Consider the following 19055-nt stretch of genomic DNA (forward strand, 5'->3'; position numbering starts at 1 on the left):
CCCTGGCGCGGGGTGGAGCAGCCCGGTAGCTCGTCAGGCTCATAACCTGAAGGTCACAGGTTCAAATCCTGTCCCCGCAACCAATACCGCAGCCCGTCCGACCTACAAACTCTCCGCTGAAGAGTTCGCTTCACGGTCGAATGCTGCACCGAATGCAGGTCCTGGCCTCCGAGGCCTGACCTTGCGCCGGGGTGATCTGCGGCGGATAGATCCGCATCGTGCCGACCTGTTCGGCGCGGATTGAGGAAGGGAAGCGTCCCCGGTGGGGCGGCCGGTCTTCAAAACCGGATGGGGCAGCGAGCCTGTCCCGAGCAGGTTCGACTCTCGTTCCCTTCCGCCAGACCGACCGGGCGTTCGGCGCTGCGGCACCCCGCGGACCGCGACCTGAACCGGAGCTCCGGTCAGCCCGCCCTGGCGTCCAGCGACACCGCCGCTTCGGCGGTCAGCGCGCGGAAGACCATGCTTTCCTGAAGATAGAGCGTGACGGTCGTGTCGGTGTGGCCTTGATAGCCGATCGACATGTCCTGCCCGATCTCCAGCTCGAAATCGCCGCCGCGCACCGACAGGATCAGCCCGCCCGCGATGCCCGGCGCCCAGATGATGCCGCCATCGACCAGCCGCTCCAGATGTTCGGTGATCGGATAGCCATCCTCGCTGCCGCCACCGGCACTGGTATAGGCGTCCTGCCCCAGGACCAGCGCATAGGGACCCTCGACCCCGGCCAGGCGCAGGCGGCTGACCGCCTTCGCCACCGCTTCGGGATAGTCCGCCACCGGCTTCGGCAGTGCGACCGGGGCATTGCCCGACACCTCGCGGATGCCTTGGATGCTGCCCGCAGCATAGCCGTCGAAGATCGCGCGATCCTCGGCAAAGGCGATGCGGCGGGCCGCTTCCTTCAGCGGCTCCCAGTCGGAATCGCGCGCGCCGCGCTCCACATCGTCGATGGCTGCCCGCGTCAGGGTGAAGGGAACGCGAAACTCGACCAGCCGCTTTACCTCGCGACGCAGGGCCGAAACGCCCTCGGCCGGGCCGTCGATCCGCTCGGTATGCCCGGTGCCGACCGCCGCGTAGTCCACGCCTTTCGGCCCCAGCACATCCACCACCTTGCGCGCGCCCAGGTGGCGTTTCAGCGTGCGCGCCGCTTCTTCCTCGATCTCGGTCCAGGCCGCATCGGATATCGGCGCCAGATCTCTGTGCAGATTGTTCATGGTGCTTTTCCCGTCCTGAGTGAGCCGATCCCAAGCGATCCGTCCGTATGGGGGGAATGCGCCGGGGTGGGTGCCGGTTCCGGTTCGGCACTGACCGCGCCCGAGCCGAGCCTGTCGAGCAGCGAGGCGGAGGGGACAAAGAACAGCGTCCCTGTCACCGCCTTGCTGAAGTCCAGGATGCGGTCATGATTGCCCGGCGGATGTCCGACGAACATGTTCTGCAGCATCCGCTCGATATGGCGGGGCGTCCTGGCATAGCCGATGAAATAGGTGCCGAACTCACCCTTCTGCATGTCGCCGAAGGGCATGTTGTCGCGCAGGATCTGCACCTCCTGTCCGTCCGCGGTGATCGAAGTCAGGGCGTTGTGGGCATAGCTGGGCTTTTCCGCGTCGCTCAACTCGATATCGGACAGTTTCCGGCGGCCGATGATCCTCTCTTGCGTCTCGACCGGCAGGGCATTCCATGCCGCAAGGTCGTGCAGGTACTTCTGGACGATCACATAGCTGCCCCCGACGAAGGCCGGATCCTCCGCCCCGATCAGGGTGGCATCGGCTGCATCCTGGCCCGTGGGGTTCTCGGTCCCGTCGACGAAGCCGAGAAGATCGCGGCGGTCGAAATAGCTGAACCCATGCACTTCATCGACCAAGGTCGCCAAGCCGTCGAGCTGGCTCATGATGTTCATGGCAAGCTCGAAGCAAAGGTCCATTCCGGCCGCGCGGATGTGGAACAGCATGTCGCCGGGCGTCGCGACCGCGTGATGAACGCCACGGATTTCGCGGAAAGGGTGCAGGTCGCTGGGTCGCGGCGCGCCGAACATTCGGTCCCATGCCTCTGACCCGATGCCGGCAACGCAGGACAACTCGCCTGTCGCGCTGCGAAACCCGGTGGCACGGACCAGCGCAGGCAGGTTCGCCAGCAGGCCGCGCGCCGCCCCCGCCGCCTTGTCCCCGGCGGACAGGACGACGACAAGAAAGATGGCCGAGGAGGTGAGCCCGCTTGCGACGGATTGTGGTTGCACGATCTGACGGTCCTTTCACCTGGGTGCGGGGACTGGCGCCCATGCTAAAAAGATCGTCCCTGCAAGGCCATAGAAATTGACATGCGGCGATCGCCACCAGTCGACCTGGTTCATGTCCTTTCGGTGGACGACCAAAGCAGTCTCCACGCACCAAAGCCCGGTCAGGACGCAAACCGTCGTCAGCGGATAGCCAGGGATGACGGGGCCAGGGATGACATCCACGACCTCGGGGCAGGGCAACCTGTCGATATCGCTGGTGGCCCGGGCTTCCAGGCCGGGTCGGTTGAAGATGTGGCCGCAAGCAGAGAAGGGTCCACTCGTCGGTCTTGAATGGGGGTGGCGCGATGGGATGCCGTTTTGGATCTTGGACCCGAGCCTTTCGCTCAGGCCGCATCCAGGACCGGCCGCAACAGGGCCAGCGGGTGCGCCCGCAAGGTCAGCCGCATCGCGATGTAATCCTCGACCACCGCCTCGCCCGGGGTCATTTCGCGGAAGCGGACGGCGGGTTCGTCGATACCCTCGCCATCAAGGTCGGCGGCAAAGAGAGGCAGCGGAGGCCCCCCGACCAGGGCCGAAGCCGCCCAGAGCGCATCGCGGCGGGACAGGCCCAGGGCTGCGAAGGCGTCGGCCTCGGCCAGACGGGTCAGCACGGCGGGCGCCACTCCGGCGCGGCGCCACACATCCTCGACCGTCTGATAGCCGTTGTTCCGCGCCCCGGTGATCCAGCGCGCCTCTTCCTCGACGATGCCCTTGACCTGCCGGAAGCCCAGGCGCAGGGCCAGTTCCGGGGTCGTCTCCGGTCGATCGAGCCATTCCATCCGGTTTTCCCAGTGGCTTGCCTGGATGCAGGGCGGCAGAACGGTCACGCCATGCTCCCGCGCATCACGCACGATCTGGGCCGGGGCGTAGAATCCCATCGGCTGCGAATTGAGCAGCGCACAGGCGAAGATGCCGGGATGATGCCGCTTGATCCAGGCCGAGCAATAGACCAGCAGCGCAAAACTTGCCGCATGGCTTTCGGGGAAACCGTAGCTCCCGAACCCCTCGATCTGGGCAAAGCAGCGGCGGGCGAAGTCCTCGTCATAGCCCCTGGCCAGCATCCCCCCGATGAAACGGTCGCTGAACTCGCTGACCGACCCGTGTTTCTTGAACGTCGCCAGCGACCGCCGCAGCCGGTCCGCCTCGTCGGGCGAGAACCCCGCCCCGACGATGGCAATCTGCATCGCCTGTTCCTGGAACAGGGGCACCCCCAGCGTCTTGCCCAGCACCCGGCCCAGCTCGTCGGAGGGGAAGCTCACCTTTTCCTGCCCGTTCCGCCGCCGCAGGAAGGGATGCACCATGTCGCCCTGGATCGGGCCGGGCCGGATGATCGCCACCTGGATCACCAGGTCGTAGAAGCACTTCGGCTTCATCCGCGGCAGGAAATTCATCTGCGCCCGGCTTTCCACCTGGAAGACGCCAAGCGAATCCGCCCGGCACAGCATCCGGTAGGTTTCCGGGTCCTCGGACGGCAGCGTTGCCAGCGACAGCCGCTGGTGGTGGTGCTTCTCCAGCAGGTCAAAGGCCTTGCGGATGCAGGACAGCATCCCCAGCGCCAGGATGTCCACCTTCAGGATCTTCAGCGTGTCGATGTCGTCCTTGTCCCAGGGAATGACCGTCCGGTCCTCCATTGTGGCATTCTCCACCGGACACAACTCATCCAGCCGCCCCTCGGTGATGATGAATCCCCCCACATGTTGCGACAGATGCCGGGGAAATCCCTGTATTTCGTCAATCAGCTCCATCGTCTGCACCATCCGCGCATCCGCCGGATCCAGCCCGATCTCGCGCAACCGAGTCTCGCTCACCGCCCCGGGCCCGCCCCAACCCCAGATCTGGCTGGACATGGCGGCAAGCGTGTCCTCCGACAGGCCCATTGCCCGGCCCACCTCGCGCACCGCGCGCTTGCCGCGATAATGGATCACCGTGGCGCATAGCCCCGCCCGGTGACGGCCATAGCGTTCGTAAATGTGCTGGATCACCTCTTCCCGCCGCTCATGCTCGAAATCCACGTCGATGTCGGGCGGCTCGTTCCGCGCCTCCGAGATGAAGCGCTCGAACACCATCGTGCCGATTTCCGGCGAAACCGACGTCACTCCCAGCGCGTAGCAGACCACCGAATTCGCCGCCGATCCCCGCCCCTGGCACAGGATACCCCGCCCCCGCGCAAAGGCCACGATGTCATGCACCGTCAGGAAATAGGGCTCGTAGCGCAGCTTGGCGATCAGGGTCAGCTCATGCGCCATCTGGGTCCGCACCCGCTCGGGCACGCCTTCGGGGTAGCGCCAGTCCAGCCCCGCCCCGGCCAGCCGCGCCAGCCGCTCCGCCGCCGTTTCCTCGCCCGAAACCTCGGACGGATATTCATACTGCAACTCGTCCAGCGAAAAGGCCGCCCGCGCCGCGACCTCGCCCGCGCGATGGACTGCCGCCTCATGCCCGGCGAAAAGCCGCAGCATTTCGGCTTCCGACCGCAGGCGCCCCTCGTTGTTCGGCAGGGCCTTCCGCCCCAGCCTGTCGACCGGCACCCCCAGCCGGATCGCCGTCAGCACATCGGCCAGCCGCCGCCGCCGCCCGTGGTGCAGGAACGGCAGCGCGGTCGCCACCGTGGGCAGCCCCGAGGCCGCCGCCATCCGCGACAGGTGCCGGAAGCGCCCCTGATCCTGTCCATCATAGCGCGGGGCGAGGGCCAGGCTCACCTGCCCCGGAAAGTGCGCCGCCAACCGCTGCACATGCGCCTTCCACAGTCGCCCCTCCATGACCTCGCCCGCCGTTGCCAGCGTCAGCCGCTGCCCGGGCGGCAGGACCAGCAGTTCCACCCCCTCGCCCCAGTCCAGCAGATCCGCCAGCTCCAGCCGACATTCGCCTTTCGCCGCCCGCAAGCGGCCCTTGCTCAACATCCGTGACAGCCGCCCCCAGGCCAGCCGGTCACGCGGCAGGCAGGTCACCTGGAACCCGTCTTCCAGCACCACCCGCGCCGCCGGGATCAGCCGCAGCTTCGGCCCGCCGTCCCGCGCCAGTTCCCGCGCTTTCGTGTGGGCCCGCACGATCCCGGCGACCGAGTTCACATCGGCCACCGCGATCGCATCCATCCCCATCTCGACAGCGCGCAGGACCACCTCCTCGGGATGCGAGGCTCCGGTCAGGAAGGTGAAATTCGTCAGCGCGGAAAGCTCGACGAAAGGCATGGCAGCGACTCGAATCTGGAACAAATGCAGAACATTCTGCCATATCCCACCCGGTCAGGCCAGCCGCTTCACCGCCCCCGCCACCCGCTCGGCGATTCCCGGCAGCGCCTCGGGGCGCAGGTCCGCCACGCCCACCTCGGCCAGGGGCACCGCCATCCGCGCCCGGTGCTTGCCATAGCGCGGATCGTAGTGGCGTTCCATCAGCCCGTCCGCCAGCGCTGCGAACTGGCCCGAGGCCGCCAGCCCCAGCCAGTCCTCGATCACCTCGGCGGGGTGCAGCGGCTTCAGCAGCCCGACCGTCGCCGCCAGCCGGTCGGCGTCCGCCGTCAGGTCGGCATAGGCCCGCGCCAGGTACTCCGCCCGCTCTGCCCGCGGTGCCGCAATCGCCACCCGGGGCGCCGCGACCATCGCCTTCCAGATTTCCGGCGGCAGGCGGCAATTGCCGATCTTCGAACTTTCCGCCTCGACCACCACCGGTCTCGACGGGTCCAGACCGGCCAGGGCCTGCGCCAGCGCCCCCTCGAAGGCCTTCTGCGAGGGCTGCGGCCCGACTGCGCCGAACAGCGACCCGCGATGCCGGGCGATACCCTCCAGGTCGACCACCTGCACCCCGAAACCGGGCAAGAGGTTCAGGACCTCGGTCTTGGCCGAGCCGGTGTTCCCGTCCAGCACCACCACCGGCGCGCGGACCGGCGTGTCATAGACCTCGCGCACCACGAGACCCCGCCAGGCCTTGTAGCCACCCGCCAGCGTCTCGACCCGCCAGCCGATCTGGGACAGGATCGTCGCGAAGGACCCCGACCTTTGCCCGCCGCGCCAGCAATAGACCAGCGGACGCCAGCCGCCCGGCTTGTCGGCCAAAGGACCCTGCAGGTGCAGCGAGGCATTCTTCGCCACCAGCGCCGCGCCGATCTTGCGGGCGGAAAACGGGCTGACCTGCTTGTAGATCGTGCCGACCCTCGCGCGCTCCTCGTCGTCCAGCACCGGAAGCGAGATCGCTCCGGGCAGGTGATCCTCGGCAAACTCCAGCGGCGCGCGGACGTCGATGATGTCATCGAAGCCATGCGGGGCCAGATCGGCAAGCGAGGTGAGGGTGATCGCCATCACGCATTTCTTACCGACCCCGGCGGAAAGGTGCCAGCCCGCTCGAATCGCCGGAAATCCCCCCTCGCGTTGCCGGGACGGACAAGGCATGATTCCGCCCATGCGCAGCCTCGTCCTCCTTCTCGCGGTCCTGGCTTCCCCGGTCCTCGCCGGATCGGAACCGTCACGGCTGACCACCGCCGCGCGCGATCAGGTCGGCGTGACCGTCACCTACGACCCGGCCTATGCCAGGCTGGGCATTCCCGGCGGCGACGTGCCGCGCGACCGGGGCGTCTGCACCGACGTGGTGATCCGGGCGCTCCGCGACGCCTGGGGGATCGACCTGCAGCTGGCGGTGAACCACGACATGAAGGCCGATTTCGCGGCCTACCCCGCGCTCTGGGGCCTGACGAAGACCGACCGCAACATCGACCACCGCCGGGTGCCGAACCTCGCCACGCTCTTCGCCCGGATCGGGGCCGAGGTGCCTCTGGACGAGGGCCCGACCCCCTATCTGCCGGGCGACATCGTCACCTGGAAGCTGCCCGGCAACCTTGATCACATCGGCATCGTCTCCGACCGCCGGGCGGCGGACGGAACGCCGCTTGTCCTGCACAACATCGGCCGCGGCGCGCAGGAGGAAGACATCCTCTTCGCCTATCCGATGACCGGCCACTACCGGATCGGCAAGCAGCAGGCGGACCGGCTCAAGGCGCTGCAGTAGCGCGCGCCGACCCTTAAAATTTGTCTAAAATTGTGCTTGCTCCTTGCGAAACACTCTCGGGGGGTCCGGGGGGCGAAGCGCCCCCGGCGGGTGGCCCGGGCGCTTCGGCCAGAAGTTAAGAAATCCTGAACGTCCGCAAGCAAGCCATTGAAATCAAATGCCCGAAAAATCTGTCCACGGTGGACACGCCTTTCAGACCCCCGCCTCCAGCCGCCCAATCAGCGCCGCGAGCATCCCCCGGCAGCGCTCCACCTGCTCGACTGCGACGAATTCGTCCGGTTTGTGCCCCTGGGCCATCGACCCCGGCCCGCAGATCACCGTCGGCACCCCGAGCCGGGCGTCGAAGAGCCCGCCTTCCGTCCCGAAGGCCACCTTGATCGTCCCGTTCGCCCCCGTCAGCCCCTTCACGAAGCGCACCACCTCGGCATCCGAGGGCGTGCCAAGGCCGGGGTAGTCCCAGAGCCGCTCCACCCGGATCGCCGCCTCCGGGAACTCCCCCTTCAGGGGCGCGACGATGGCCTCCGCCTCGCCTTCCAGCCGGGCGATCAGGCCCGCGACGTCCTCGCCTGCCAGCGAGCGGATCTCGAAATCCAGCACGGCATGGTTCGGCACGATGTTGACCTGCACCCCCCCCGACATCTTCCCCACATGCAGGGTCGTGTAGGGCACGTCGTAGTCCCCGTCCCTCAACCCCGTCTCCGCCACCTCGGCCTGCACCCGCCGCACGGCAGCCAGGAAATCCGCCCCCAGATGCAAGGCATTCAGGGCCAGCGGGGCCAGCGCCGAATGCCCCTCCCGCCCCGTGCAGGTGGCCCGCAGAGCAACCTTCCCCTTGTGCCCGGTCGCGACCTGCATCCCGGTGGGCTCGCCCACGATGCAGAAGCGGGGCTTCACCGGGGCGGCGGCCAGCAGGTCGATCAGCGACCGCACCCCCATGCAGCCGATCTCCTCGTCATAGGAGAGGGCCAGATGCAGCGGCACCTTTAGCGGGCGGCGGGTGGCCGTCAGCATCGCCTCCACCGCGCAGGCGACGAAGCCCTTCATGTCGGCGGCCCCGCGGCCATAGTAGCGCCCCTCCGCCTCGGTCAGGGCGAAGGGGGGCTTGGTCCAGAGCTGGCCCTCGACCGGCACCACGTCGGTGTGGCCCGACAGCATGACGCCCCCCACCCCCTCGGGCCCGGTCGAGGCGAAGAGGTTCGCCTTGCCGCCGGAAGGGTCGGGGACCAGCGTGACGGTCAGACCCACATTTTCGAGGAGGCCCTTCACATACCCCATCAGCGCCATGTTCGGCTTGGAACTTACCGTATCGAAGGCCAGGAGCCGGTCCAGGATGTCGCGCATGTCTCACCTCTTTCCCCTCTGCTAGCGCGAAACCGGCGGGGCGGGAAGCTTTCCTGACTTGTCGCTGGGCCCTTGCTTTGGCAGGGTCGCCGGGCCTTGCTTGAAAGCCCGCCGATGCTGCGCCCCCTTGCCCTGATCCTTGCCCTTGGCCTGAGCCCCGCCGAGGCGCAGGAGCCGAACCTTGCCGCAGGTGAGCCGGGCACGCCGGGGACGGCGGGCCAGCTGGTCCTGGCACAGCGGTTGTTCCAGAAGGCGACCGGGACCGGCGATCCGGTGCTGCTGCTGGCAGCGATCCGGCTGGCGCGGGGCGTGACGCAGCGCCCGGCGGTGGGATGGGAGCGGACGGTGGGGCAAGAGGGCGAGGCGCCAGAGACGGAAGGCCCGCCCGATCCGGGAAGTGCTGCGGCGCTGGCGACGTTGAAGGGCCTCGCGGTCGATGACCCGGACCTGCAGGACCTGGTCTACGATCTGGATGCTCAGGTGCCGAAGGGCAGGTTGCCGGTGGCCACGGTTGCGAAGTCAGCCCTTGGCAGCGGCGTGGCGGAGGATTGGCGGCTGCCCCTGTCCGGGTCGGTTGCCGCCGAGATCGCCGTGATCGGCGATGGTGGGACGGCGCTGGGGATGACGGTGATCGACGACACGGGAGCGACCATCTGCAGCAGCCCGGCCACGACCGACCCGGTACTCTGCCGTTTCACGCCCGCGCGGAACGGGTTCTTCACCGTCCATATTCAGAACGAAGGGGTGGAAGCGGGCGGATACCTCCTGGTCGGCAACTGATGCGGATGACTGAATTTGTCACATTTTGCCACCTTCTCAATCGCGTGATCGCCTGCAATGATCCTGCCATTCCGGCCCATTCCGGGCTGGTCAACCGATAGAGGCCCCCATGTCGCTGAAATCCCTTTCCCTGATCCTTGCCACTACCGCCGTCGCTGCCCTGACCCTTCCCGCCCTTGCCCAGGACAAGTCCGGCGCGAATGTCGGCGCCGCTGCCGAGGGCGCGGCTCCTGGTGCTGCCTCCACGATGGGGCTGACGCAGGAGTTGTATGCGCTGGGGGTGACCCAGGGCGATGCAGTGACGGTGCTGGCCGCCGCGAAGCTGGCCGCCTCGGTCGAGGTGACGTCGGCAGAGGCCGCTGCGCTGGACCCGGCGAAGGTGACCTTCGGCGAAGAAAGCGCGGACCAGACCACCTTCCGCGCGAGAAAGGCCGCCCCCGCAGCCCCGGCCGCCCCGGCCCCGATGATGAATGACGGCAGCCCGCGCGCTGTGTCGAAGGCCACCTTCTTCAACGCCGCGAACGAAGACGAAGGCGCCGCCGATGCTCCTGTCACGGCGGATGCGATGTTCGCCAAGGCCAAGGAAATGGCGGCGGATGACGAGGCGCTGCTGGGCCTGATCGACGACGCGATGGCCGAAACCGGTCGGGGCCGCATCGGCGGGGCGGTGGAATGGCTGTCGCGCCTGCCGTCCGGGCAGACCGATGTCTGGGAAATTCCCTACTACGGCAACTCCTATGCCGAGGTCGCGATCGTGGGTGACGGCGATGCGAACCTGGACGTTGCGGTGACGGATGAGAACGGCAACGTGATCTGCTATGACGTGAGCTGGTCGGACAAGCTCTACTGCGACTGGACCCCGGCCTGGGACGGCTATTTCTACGTCACCGTGCAGAACATGGGCGGGTCGCGGAACAGCTACTACCTGATGACGAATTGATCCGTCGGACGGATCTGGACAAGCGGGCCAGCGGTGAAAGCCGCTGGCCCCTGTCTTTCGGGGCTTGCCCCGCATGACGCAACGCATTGTGGTCATGGGGGTTTCGGGTTGCGGCAAATCCTCGGTCGGTGCGGCGCTGTCACAAGCCCTGGGCATTCCCTACCGCGATGGCGACGACCTGCACCCTGCCGTCAATGTCGCCAGGATGCGGGCCGGTGAGGCGCTGACCGATGCCGACCGCTGGCCCTGGCTGGAGCGTGTCGCGCAAGATCTGGCCAGGCTGGCGCCCGTCATCGTCGGCTGCTCGGCGCTGCGCCGGGTCTATCGCGACCGGATCCGGGCGGGGGCGGGCGGGCCGGTTCTGTTCGTCCATCTGGCGGGCAGTCGCGAGGTGATCGCGGCCCGGATGGCGGCCCGGTCCGGGCACTTCATGCCCGCCTCGCTCTTGGACAGCCAGTTCGCCACACTGGAGCCGCCGGGGCCGGACGAAGCGGCGATCACCGTGGACATCAACCAGCCGCTCGACCGGCAGGTGGCGGAGATCCTGCGTCGACTGGAGTTGCGCGACCGCTAGGGAGCCGCAAGCATCCGGTCGGCCGAAGCCTCGAACAGGCTGCGGGCGTAGGGCGTGGTCATCCGGGCGGCGGCAAGGTCTTCGCGGGCGAGTTCCTCGACCGCCTTGCCGTGCTGCATGACGAGGATGCGGTCGCACATGTGGTCAATGACGGACAGGTCGTGGCTGACCATCAGGAAGGTCAGGCCCCGCTCCTCGCGCAGGCGGCTGAGAAGGTTCAGCACCTCGGCCTGGACCGAGGCGTCCAGGGCGCTGGTGGGTTCGTCCAGAAGCAGGATCTTCGGTTGTAGCATCAGCGCGCGGGCGATGGCGACGCGCTGGCGCTGGCCGCCGGACAGCTGGTGCGGATAGCGGAAGCGGAAGCCGGGGGGCAGGCCGACATCGACCAAGGCCTGCACGACGCGGGCGTCGCTTTCGCGGATGCCGTGGATGGCAAGCGGTTCCGACAGGGTGCGGTCGATGGTGTGGCGGGGATGCAGGCTGGCATAGGGGTCCTGGAAGACCATCTGCACCTCTGCCGCGAAGTCCGCGCCGCGCGGGCTGGGCAAGGGCTGGCCATTGATGCGGATGGTGCCGCCGGTGACGGGGGCAAGCCCGCAGATCGCCCGCAGGATGGTGGATTTGCCCGAGCCGCTTTCGCCGACGAGGCCGTAGCTTTCGCGCTCCTCCACCTTGAAGCTGACGCCTTCCACCGCATGGACGAGCCTGCCCTTGGCGCGGAAGGTCACGTCGAGGTTCTCGATCTCGATCAGGCTCATTCTGCCCAGGCCCCCGTCCTGTCGAGGCTGGGAAGCGGCCCCCGTGGCCCGCCGATGCGCGGCAGGCAGTTCAGCAGGCCGCGGGTATAGGGATGCTTCGCATCCAGCAACTGACCGGCGGCGACCTCTTCCACGATGCGGCCCTTGTACATGACCAGCACCCGGTCGCAGAAGCGGGCGACGAGGCGCAGGTCGTGGCTGATGAAGATCAGGCTCATGTTGCGGTCGCGGACCAGGTTGTCGAGGATCGACAGCACCTCGGCCTGCACGGTGACGTCGAGCGCGCTGGTCGGTTCGTCGGCGATCAGCAGGTCGGGTTCCGGGATCAGCATCATCGCGATCATCACCCGCTGGCCCATGCCGCCCGACAGTTCATGCGGATAGGCGTCCATCACCCGTTCGGGGTCGCGGATCTGCACGGCCTTGAGCGCGGCAAGCGCCTTGGCAGCGGCATCGGCCCGGCCCAGCCCGTCGCGCAGGCGCAGGCCCTCGGTGAGCTGGCGGCCCACGGTCATGACCGGGTTCAAGGAGAACTTCGGGTCCTGCATGATCATGCCGATGCGCTTGCCGCGCAGGGCGCGCATGTCGCGTTCGGAGGCAGCCATCAGGTCCTGGCCGTCGAAGGCCATCTGGTCGGCCTCGATCCGGCCGGGCGGGCGGATCAGGCGCAGGACGGCGCGGCCGGTCATCGTCTTGCCCGAGCCGCTTTCGCCGACGATCCCCAGCCGTTCGCGGTTCAGGGAGAAGGACACGCCGCGCACGGCCTGGACGGGGCCGGTCTCGGTGTCGAAGGTCACGCGGAGGTTCTTGATGTCGAGCAGGCTCATCGCGAGGCGCTCCTCGGGTCAAGGACGTCACGCAGGCCATCGCCCAGCAGGTTGAAGCCCAGCGAAACGAGGAAGATGGCAAGGCCGGGCATGGTGGCGACCCACCATTGCTCGAACAGGAACTTGCGGCCCGAGGAGATCATCAAGCCCCATTCCGGCAAGGGCGGCTGAACGCCAAGGCCAAGGAAGCCAAGCCCCGCCGCGATCAGGATCACGCCGGCCATGTCCAGCGTCACGCGGATGATGACCGAGGGCAGGCACATCGGCACGACATGGCCCGCGATGATCCGGGGTGCGCTTGCCCCTTGCAGGCGGATCGCGGCGATGTAGTCGGAGTTGCGCACCGTCAGCGTCTCGGCCCGCGCGACGCGGGCATAGGGCGGCCAGGCGGTCAGAGCGATGGCGAGGACCGCGTTTTCGATGCCCGGCCCCAGGACGGCGACAAGCGCAAGGGCCAGGATCAGGCGGGGGAAGGCGAGGAAAATGTCGGTCAGTCGCATCAGGACCGCGTCGATCCAGCCGCCGAAATAGCCCGCGACCGTGCCGACCAGAAGGCCGAGGACCGGGGCGGTCACGGCGACGAGGGCGATGATGTATAGCGTGATCCGCGCGCCGTAGATGATGCGGCTCAGGATGTCGCGGCCGAAATCGTCGGTGCCAAGCCAGTAGCCGGAGGTGCCAGGCGGCTTCAGCCGGTTGCTTAGGTTCTGCACGAAGGGGTCATGCGGGGCGATCCAGGGGGCAAGGCCCGCGACCACCAGCAAGAGCCCCACGATGATCAACCCGGCCATCGCCAACCGGTTGCGGCGGATGCGCAGCGCGGCAAGCCAGAATTGCCCCAGCCGGGCCTGTCGCCGCGAGGCGGGGTTCGGGTCGCTGAGCCAGGCGCGCAGCGCGGTCATGTGCGCGCCCTCGGGTCGACGAGACGGTAGAGGATGTCGGAGGCCATGTTCAGCGTCACGAAGGCCACGCCGACCACGACGGTTCCGCCCAGCACTGCGGGCATGTCGGCGGCGAAGAGCCCGTTGGTGATGTAGCTGCCAAGGCCCGGCCAGGCGAAGATCGTCTCGGTCAGGACGGAACCTTCCAGCAGGTAGGCGTAGGAAAGTGCGATGACGGTGATCAGCGGCACCAGCACGTTCTTCATCGCATGAACCCAGATCACCCGTCCTTCCGGCATGCCTTTCACCCGGGCGGTGGTGATGTATTCCTGGCCAAGCTCGTTCATCATGAAGCTGCGGGTCATCCGGCTGATGTAGGCCATCGAGACATAGCCCAGGAGACCTGCGGGCAGAATGATATGACTGAGGGCGTTCGCGAACACGTCCCAGGCGCCGTTCAGGGCAGAGTCGATCAGGATCATCCCGGTATAGGACTTGAGCGTGAACTCCATCATCATGCCGAAGGTCGGATCGAGGCGCCCCGGCCCGGCGACCCAGCCAAGCTCGCCGTAGAACACCAGAAGCCCGATCAGGCCAAGCCAGAAGATCGGCATTGAATAGCCCATCAGGCCGACGACGCGGACGATCTGGTCGGCGATGCTGCCGGGGCGGGTGGCGGCAAGGACACCGGCGGGGACGCCAACCAGGGTGCCGAAGATGGTGCCAAGCGTCGCAAGTTCCAGCGTGGCGGGGAAATAGCGCGCGATCTCGGTGGCGACCGGCTCTCCGGTGCGGATCGAGGTGCCAAGGTCGCCCTGCAGCGCGTCGCGGACATAGATGAAGAACTGCTGCCACATCGGCAGGTCCAGCCCCAGCTTGTCGCGGATCGCCTGCATCTGCGCTTCGGTCGCGCGTTCGCCCACGATCGACAGGACCGGGTCGATCGGCACGACGCGCCCGATCAGGAAGGTGATGAGCAACAGCCCAAGCAGGGTGATCGCAAGTGTCAGGAGGCCAAGCCCGATCTGGCCGGACAGGCGCAGCAGGCGGTTTTCGTGCGGGAGGGTGGGGATGCCGGTCATGCGGGAATGGGCCGCCCCCGCGAAGGGGCGGCCCGGATGCTTACTTCGTGACCGTCCAGTAGGTCGCCGAGTCGGTCGCGCCGCCGGCGTAGAAGCCCGAGACATTGGCGCGCATCCCGTCCTGGCGGGCCTGCTGGAACATCAGCACGAAGGCCGAGTTGTCGCGGACCTTGCGCTGGATGTCGCCATACATTTCGGCGCGCTTGGCGCTGTCCTTCTCGACCACGGCGGCTTCGGTCTCGGCGTTCAGCTCGGCACCCGGATCCCATGCGGTCCGCCAGGCGAGATAGCCGGTCGCGTTTGCCGCGTCGCTGTTGTCAGGGTTCAGCGCGAAGGTCGAGGCGTTGGTGTGCGGGTCGGGATAGTCCGGCCCCCAGGTCTGCAGCGTGATGTCATGCTTGCGGCCCCGGTAGGTTTCCAGCCCCTGCTTGCCGTCGCCCACGTCCATCACGAGGTTGATCCCGATCTGGGCGAAGGTGTTCTGGATCGAGGTGGCGATGTCCATCCGCTCCTGGTTGTTGCGGACGGTGAAGCCGATCTCGATGGGCAGGGTCAGGCCGGATTCGGCCATCAGCGCCTTGGCCTTATCGATATCCAGCGAATAGGGGTTCTCGTCGATGGCGCCGAGGAAGCCCTTGGGCAGGAAGGTCTGGTGGACGACCCACAGCCCCTTCAGAATCGAATCCTGCATGCCGGTGTAGTCGATGGCCCAGCGCATCGCTTCCTGGACCTTCGGGTTCGCCAGTTCGGCCTTCTTTTGGTTCAGCGCCAGATAGTAGACCTGGCCGCCGACATCGCCCTGGATCTTCACGTCTGCATTGCCGGCAAGGCCTTCCAGGTCGGTCGGCGTCAGTTCACGGGCGATGTCGATGTCACCCTTCTCCAGCAGCAGGCGTTCGGTTGCGCCTTCCGGGATGTGCTGCATGAAGATGTTCTTGATCTTGGCGTCACCGCGCCAGTGGCCCTGGCGGGCTTCCAGCACATAGCCCTCGTTCGGCTTGAACGACTTCAGCACATAGGCCCCGGTCCCGGCCGAGTTGGCCTTGAGCCAGGCATTGCCCATGTCGCCGTCGACCTCGTTCGCCATGACGGTCTTCATGTCGACGATGTTCGCCACGCCCGCCGTCAGGCAGTTGTAGACGAAGGAGGGCGCATAGGCCTTGTCGGTCTTCAGCGTTACCGTGTCGCCGTCGAAAGTGACCATCTGGTCGACGTTCTCCGGCGTCAGGCCAAATTGCGTGATGATGAAGGCCGGGGTCTTGTTCAGCTTGACCACCCGGCGCAGCGACAGGGCGGCATCTTCCGCCGTCAGCGGGTTGCCGGAGGAGAAGGTGATCCCCGACTTGATCTTGAAGGTATAGGTCATGCCGTCATCGGCGACCGACCAGCTTTCCGCCAGCCCCGGCACCAGCTCGCCCGGCTTGGCCGGGTCAAGTTCGATCAGGGTGTCATAGACGTTGTTGTTCAGGTCGACGCCCGAGAATTCGAAGGCCTCGTGCGGGTCGATCGACACGATGTCGTCGATGGCGTCGGCGATGACCAAGGTGTCCGCCGGCGTTTCGGCCATAAGGGCCATCGGCGAAGTTCCCGCAAGCAGAACCGCCAAGGCCGCTGCACGGGCAAATCCATGCTTCAGCTGCATTATCCATCTCCCTGTTCTTTTTTTCATCGCGGAGTCGGTCTCACCGCATCCTTGACCAACAGGACAAATCTGCCGCGCCACTGTCAACCGAAATCCCCTTGGTCCCACGGGAAAGCTTGCAGGGCTGATCCAGCGGGCTTTGCCGGGGAAGCGGGTTGCCTGCCGCGCCGTCGGTTTGGCGCGGCAGGCTGTCAGGTCAGGCCGCCTTCTGCGAGTCGAGCGTCTCGTGAGTCTGCTCGACCTCGCGGGCTTTGCTGTAGCTTTCGATCAGAAGCTGGTAGGCCGGGAAGACCTTGGTATAGACGCCCGCCCATTCCATCGCATCAGCGCGGTTCCAGGTCTGCTGCAGTTCCGAGGCGACTGCGGCGGTGTCCATCGGCACCACGCCCGCCTGCACGATCCGTGCCAGCGTCAGTTCCTGCGCCATCTTGGAATAGGTGCCCGAGGCATCGACCACGGCAAAGACCTTGTAGCCGTCAGCCACTGCGGCAATCGCCGGGAAGGCCATGCAGACGCTGGTCAGCGTGCCGGCGATGATCAGGGTCTTGCGCCCGGTCGCCTTTACGGCGGCGACGAAATCGGGGTTGTCCCAGGCGTTGATCTCGCCGCGACGGGCGACATACTGGGCATGGGGGGCATTCTCGGCGATTTCCGGGATCAGCGGCCCGTTCGGGCCCTGCGGCACCGAGGCGGTGGTGATCACCGGGATGTTCGCCAGCGTCGCCATCTTGGCCAGGGCGGCGGCGCGGGCGCGAAGCTCGGGCATCGGCATGTCGGCGACAAGCTGGAAGAGGCCGCTCTGGTGGTCGATCAGCAGCATCACCGCATCATTCGGGTCGATGGCAGGTTTCAAGCCGTTGAAATTGGCGGGGGTGGTCATGGTCGTCTCCTGTAGGGTTGGTTTCAGGCAATGGAGGGGCTTTGCCGCAGACACTTGCTGCGGTCCCGTGCCGTCCGGTAACGGGGGAAGGGTGGCAGCCGCAGGAGGTGCGGCTGCCGGGGTCAGTCAGGCGATGGCCCCGAACCGTCCGGTCCGGTAGTCCATCATCGCCTGGCGGATTTCGGCCTCGGTGTTCATCACGAAGGGGCCTTGCGCCACGACGGGCTCGTTGATCGGCTCGCCGGCAAGGACCAGAAGCTTGGCATCGCCCGCAGCCTGCAGCGTGATGCCGCCGCCACTCCGCGAGAAGAGCGCAGTCTGCGCGGCCCGCAACGATTCCGTCCCGTTCACCTCGACATTTCCTGCAAGCACCAGGACAGAAAGGGTCTGGCCTTCCGGCACCTCAAGCTCCAGCGGTTTGCCGTCGACCAGGCGCAGATCCCAGACGTTGATCGGCGTGAAGGTGCGGGCCGGGCCCTTGGCGTCGCCATACTGCCCGGCGATCACCCGCAGCGAACCGGCGCCGTCGGGCAGGCTGACCGTCGGAATGTCCTTCGCCAGAAGGGTCTGGTAGCCGGGTTTCGACATCTTGTCCTTCGCGGGCAGGTTGACCCAAAGCTGCACCATCTCGAACCGCCCGCCCTTCCGGGCAAACGTCGGCGAGTGATACTCCTGATGCAGGATGCCCGAGGCCGCCGTCATCCACTGTACGTCACCCGGCCCGATCGTGCCGCCAGCGCCCGTCGAGTCGCTATGCTCGACCTCGCCGTCGTAGACGATGGTCACGGTTTCGAACCCGCGATGGGGGTGTTCACCCACGCCGCGACGCGCGGCAGTCGGCTCGAAGTCCACCGGTCCGGCATAGTCGAGCAGGATGAAGGGGCTGACATGCTCGCCCTGTTCGAAATGGGACAGCATGCTGCGCACCGGGAAGCCGTCGCCCACCCAATGGGGCCGGGGGGCACTGTAGATGCCAAGGATGTTCCGCATGGTCTTTCTCCTGTTTGCGGGCGCCGCTCGGCGCCCTTCGATGGGCTGTAGTTAGGCCCGCCGCGAAATGGCCGGTAGCCAGCAAGACTTGACCGCAGCGTTCCATCTGGTGAACGATGAACGGATGGATGACCTCAACGACCTGCAATTCTTCGTCCAGGTGGTCGATCATCGGGGCTTCGCTCCGGCCGCCCGTGCGCTAGGCCTGCCGAAGTCCCGCCTTTCGCGCCGCATTGCCGAACTTGAGATCCGGCTGGGCGTGCGGCTGATCCAGCGGTCCTCGCGGCGTTTCGCGGTGACCGACATCGGACAGGAATACTATCGACACTGTCTGGCCGTTGTGATCGAGGCCCGCGCGGCACAAGAGGTGATCGACCGCTCGCGCGCCGCGCCGCAGGGGCTGATCCGGGTCAGTTGTCCGCCAGCCCTGGTCTGCTTCGGCATCGGGCCGCTGATCTCGCGCTTTCTGGTGGCCTATCCGAAGGTCGCGATCGAGCTGGACAGCACCAGCCGTCGCGTCGACGTGATCGGCGAGGCGCTGGACGTGGCGATCCGCGTCCGCTTTCCGCCCTTCGAGGAGGAGGACCTGGTCCGCCGTGTCCTCGGTCGCAGTGCGCAACGGCTGGTCGCCGCCCCGGCGCTGGCCGCAAGCCTGGCGGACCGGTTGGGTCGCCCGCTGCTGCCGGCCGACCTTGCCGGGTTGCCCAGCCTTGCCGTCGGCCCGATGCGTCGCGACCATGCCTGGCAGCTGACCGGGCGCGACGGCGCCGCGCTGCGCCTGCCGCACAGTCCGCGCCTTGTGACCGATGACATGTCCCAGCTTCTTGATGCAGCGCTTCAGGGTGCGGGGGTGGTGCAACTTCCGACCATCGTCATCGGACCGCACATTGCCGAAGGTCGGCTTGTCGACCTGCTTCCCGCCTGGTCCCCGCCCGGAGGCGAGGTGCAGGCCGCGTTCGCCACGCGTCGCGGGTTGCTGCCCTCGGTCCGCAGCTTCATCGACTTCCTTGCCAGCCATTATGACGAAGGCGCTGCGGCATAGTGCTGTTCCCGGGCGGGGCGGTGGCCTTTCGCGGGCAGCTGGGATAAGCCAGCGGCAATC

Annotated in this window: 17 protein-coding genes and 2 tRNA genes; 7 read left to right on the forward strand and 12 right to left on the reverse strand. The window is 67.1% G+C overall.

Features of this window, described 5'->3' with window-relative positions; all coding sequences use genetic code 11:
- Positions 1–6 precede the first annotated feature (6 nt).
- Both ACE3P6_RS13470 and ACE3P6_RS13475 read left to right on the forward strand, forming a co-directional pair.
- Positions 7–83 (forward strand) — tRNA-Met (locus ACE3P6_RS13470).
- A 161-nt stretch (positions 84–244) separates the two neighbouring features.
- A tRNA-Sec gene (locus tag ACE3P6_RS13475) sits at positions 245–340 on the forward strand.
- Between the two features lie 61 nt (positions 341–401).
- Here the strand turns inward: ACE3P6_RS13475 and ACE3P6_RS13480 are convergent.
- From ACE3P6_RS13480 to mnmH, 4 genes are all read right to left on the reverse strand, one after another.
- Entirely contained in the window at positions 402–1208 is an 807-nt protein-coding gene (locus ACE3P6_RS13480) for a family 1 encapsulin nanocompartment shell protein (protein WP_374395878.1), read from the reverse strand.
- Positions 1205–2227, reverse strand: coding sequence for a Dyp-type peroxidase (locus ACE3P6_RS13485; RefSeq protein WP_374395881.1), 1023 nt, complete (start codon positions 2225–2227; stop codon positions 1205–1207). Before ACE3P6_RS13485 ends, ACE3P6_RS13480 begins: the two co-directional genes overlap by 4 nt.
- Positions 2228–2610: 383 nt before the next feature.
- Entirely contained in the window at positions 2611–5451 is a 2841-nt protein-coding gene (locus ACE3P6_RS13490) for an error-prone DNA polymerase (RefSeq protein WP_374395883.1), read from the reverse strand.
- A 54-nt stretch (positions 5452–5505) separates the two neighbouring features.
- Positions 5506–6555: a tRNA 2-selenouridine(34) synthase MnmH gene (gene mnmH / locus ACE3P6_RS13495; protein ID WP_374395885.1), complete on the reverse strand. Its 1050-nt coding sequence runs from the start codon at positions 6553–6555 to the stop codon at positions 5506–5508.
- Between the two features lie 100 nt (positions 6556–6655).
- Between mnmH and ACE3P6_RS13500 the strand changes: the two genes are divergently transcribed.
- Positions 6656–7258: a DUF1287 domain-containing protein gene (locus tag ACE3P6_RS13500; protein WP_374395888.1), complete on the forward strand. Its 603-nt coding sequence runs from the start codon at positions 6656–6658 to the stop codon at positions 7256–7258.
- Between the two features lie 192 nt (positions 7259–7450).
- Here ACE3P6_RS13500 and argE read toward each other — a convergent pair whose 3' ends face one another.
- Positions 7451–8599: an acetylornithine deacetylase gene (gene argE, locus ACE3P6_RS13505; protein WP_374395890.1), complete on the reverse strand. Its 1149-nt coding sequence runs from the start codon at positions 8597–8599 to the stop codon at positions 7451–7453.
- A 114-nt stretch (positions 8600–8713) separates the two neighbouring features.
- On the opposite strand from argE, the gene ACE3P6_RS13510 reads away from it, so the two are divergent.
- The 3 genes from ACE3P6_RS13510 to ACE3P6_RS13520 all read left to right on the forward strand — a co-directional run bounded on the left by ACE3P6_RS13510 (position 8714) and on the right by ACE3P6_RS13520 (position 10893).
- Positions 8714–9379 carry a hypothetical protein gene (locus ACE3P6_RS13510; protein WP_374395892.1) on the forward strand — a complete coding sequence of 222 codons (666 nt, stop codon included), beginning with the start codon at positions 8714–8716 and terminating at the stop codon, positions 9377–9379.
- A 109-nt stretch (positions 9380–9488) separates the two neighbouring features.
- Positions 9489–10319, forward strand: a complete 831-nt coding sequence (locus tag ACE3P6_RS13515; RefSeq protein ID WP_374395895.1) for a hypothetical protein — start codon at positions 9489–9491, stop codon at positions 10317–10319.
- Between the two features lie 73 nt (positions 10320–10392).
- Positions 10393–10893, forward strand: coding sequence for a gluconokinase (locus ACE3P6_RS13520; protein ID WP_374395898.1), 501 nt, complete (start codon positions 10393–10395; stop codon positions 10891–10893).
- Here ACE3P6_RS13520 and ACE3P6_RS13525 read toward each other — a convergent pair.
- From ACE3P6_RS13525 to ACE3P6_RS13555, 7 genes are all read right to left on the reverse strand, one after another.
- Positions 10890–11651: an ABC transporter ATP-binding protein gene (locus ACE3P6_RS13525; RefSeq protein WP_374375460.1), complete on the reverse strand. Its 762-nt coding sequence runs from the start codon at positions 11649–11651 to the stop codon at positions 10890–10892. The genes ACE3P6_RS13520 and ACE3P6_RS13525 overlap by 4 nt on opposite strands.
- Positions 11648–12478, reverse strand: coding sequence for an ABC transporter ATP-binding protein (locus ACE3P6_RS13530; protein ID WP_374395901.1), 831 nt, complete (start codon positions 12476–12478; stop codon positions 11648–11650). The genes ACE3P6_RS13525 and ACE3P6_RS13530 overlap by 4 nt, the downstream gene beginning before the upstream one ends.
- Positions 12475–13380 carry a nickel transporter permease gene (gene nikC, locus ACE3P6_RS13535; RefSeq protein WP_374395904.1) on the reverse strand — a complete coding sequence of 302 codons (906 nt, stop codon included), beginning with the start codon at positions 13378–13380 and terminating at the stop codon, positions 12475–12477. The genes ACE3P6_RS13530 and nikC overlap by 4 nt, the downstream gene beginning before the upstream one ends.
- Positions 13377–14441: an ABC transporter permease gene (locus ACE3P6_RS13540; RefSeq protein ID WP_374395906.1), complete on the reverse strand. Its 1065-nt coding sequence runs from the start codon at positions 14439–14441 to the stop codon at positions 13377–13379. Before ACE3P6_RS13540 ends, nikC begins: the two co-directional genes overlap by 4 nt.
- Positions 14442–14481: 40 nt before the next feature.
- Complete coding sequence (locus ACE3P6_RS13545; protein ID WP_374395908.1) at positions 14482–16083, reverse strand: ABC transporter substrate-binding protein; 1602 nt, start codon at positions 16081–16083, stop codon at positions 14482–14484.
- Between the two features lie 196 nt (positions 16084–16279).
- Positions 16280–16963, reverse strand: a complete 684-nt coding sequence (locus ACE3P6_RS13550; protein WP_374395911.1) for an isochorismatase family protein — start codon at positions 16961–16963, stop codon at positions 16280–16282.
- A gap of 126 nt (positions 16964–17089) precedes the next feature.
- The gene (locus tag ACE3P6_RS13555) at positions 17090–17953 is read right to left on the reverse strand and encodes a pirin family protein (protein ID WP_374395914.1); all 864 of its coding nucleotides are present in this window, start codon (positions 17951–17953) and stop codon (positions 17090–17092) included.
- 88 nt (positions 17954–18041) lie between these two features.
- On the opposite strand from ACE3P6_RS13555, the gene ACE3P6_RS13560 reads away from it, so the two are divergent.
- On the forward strand, positions 18042–18995 hold the full coding sequence (locus ACE3P6_RS13560) for a LysR substrate-binding domain-containing protein (protein ID WP_374395916.1): 954 nt from the start codon (positions 18042–18044) through the stop codon (positions 18993–18995).
- The last annotated feature ends 60 nt before the right edge of the window (positions 18996–19055 follow it).

Origin of the sequence: Tabrizicola sp., from assembly GCF_041911175.1 — a bacterium.
Taxonomy (GTDB): Bacteria; Pseudomonadota; Alphaproteobacteria; order Rhodobacterales; family Rhodobacteraceae; genus Tabrizicola.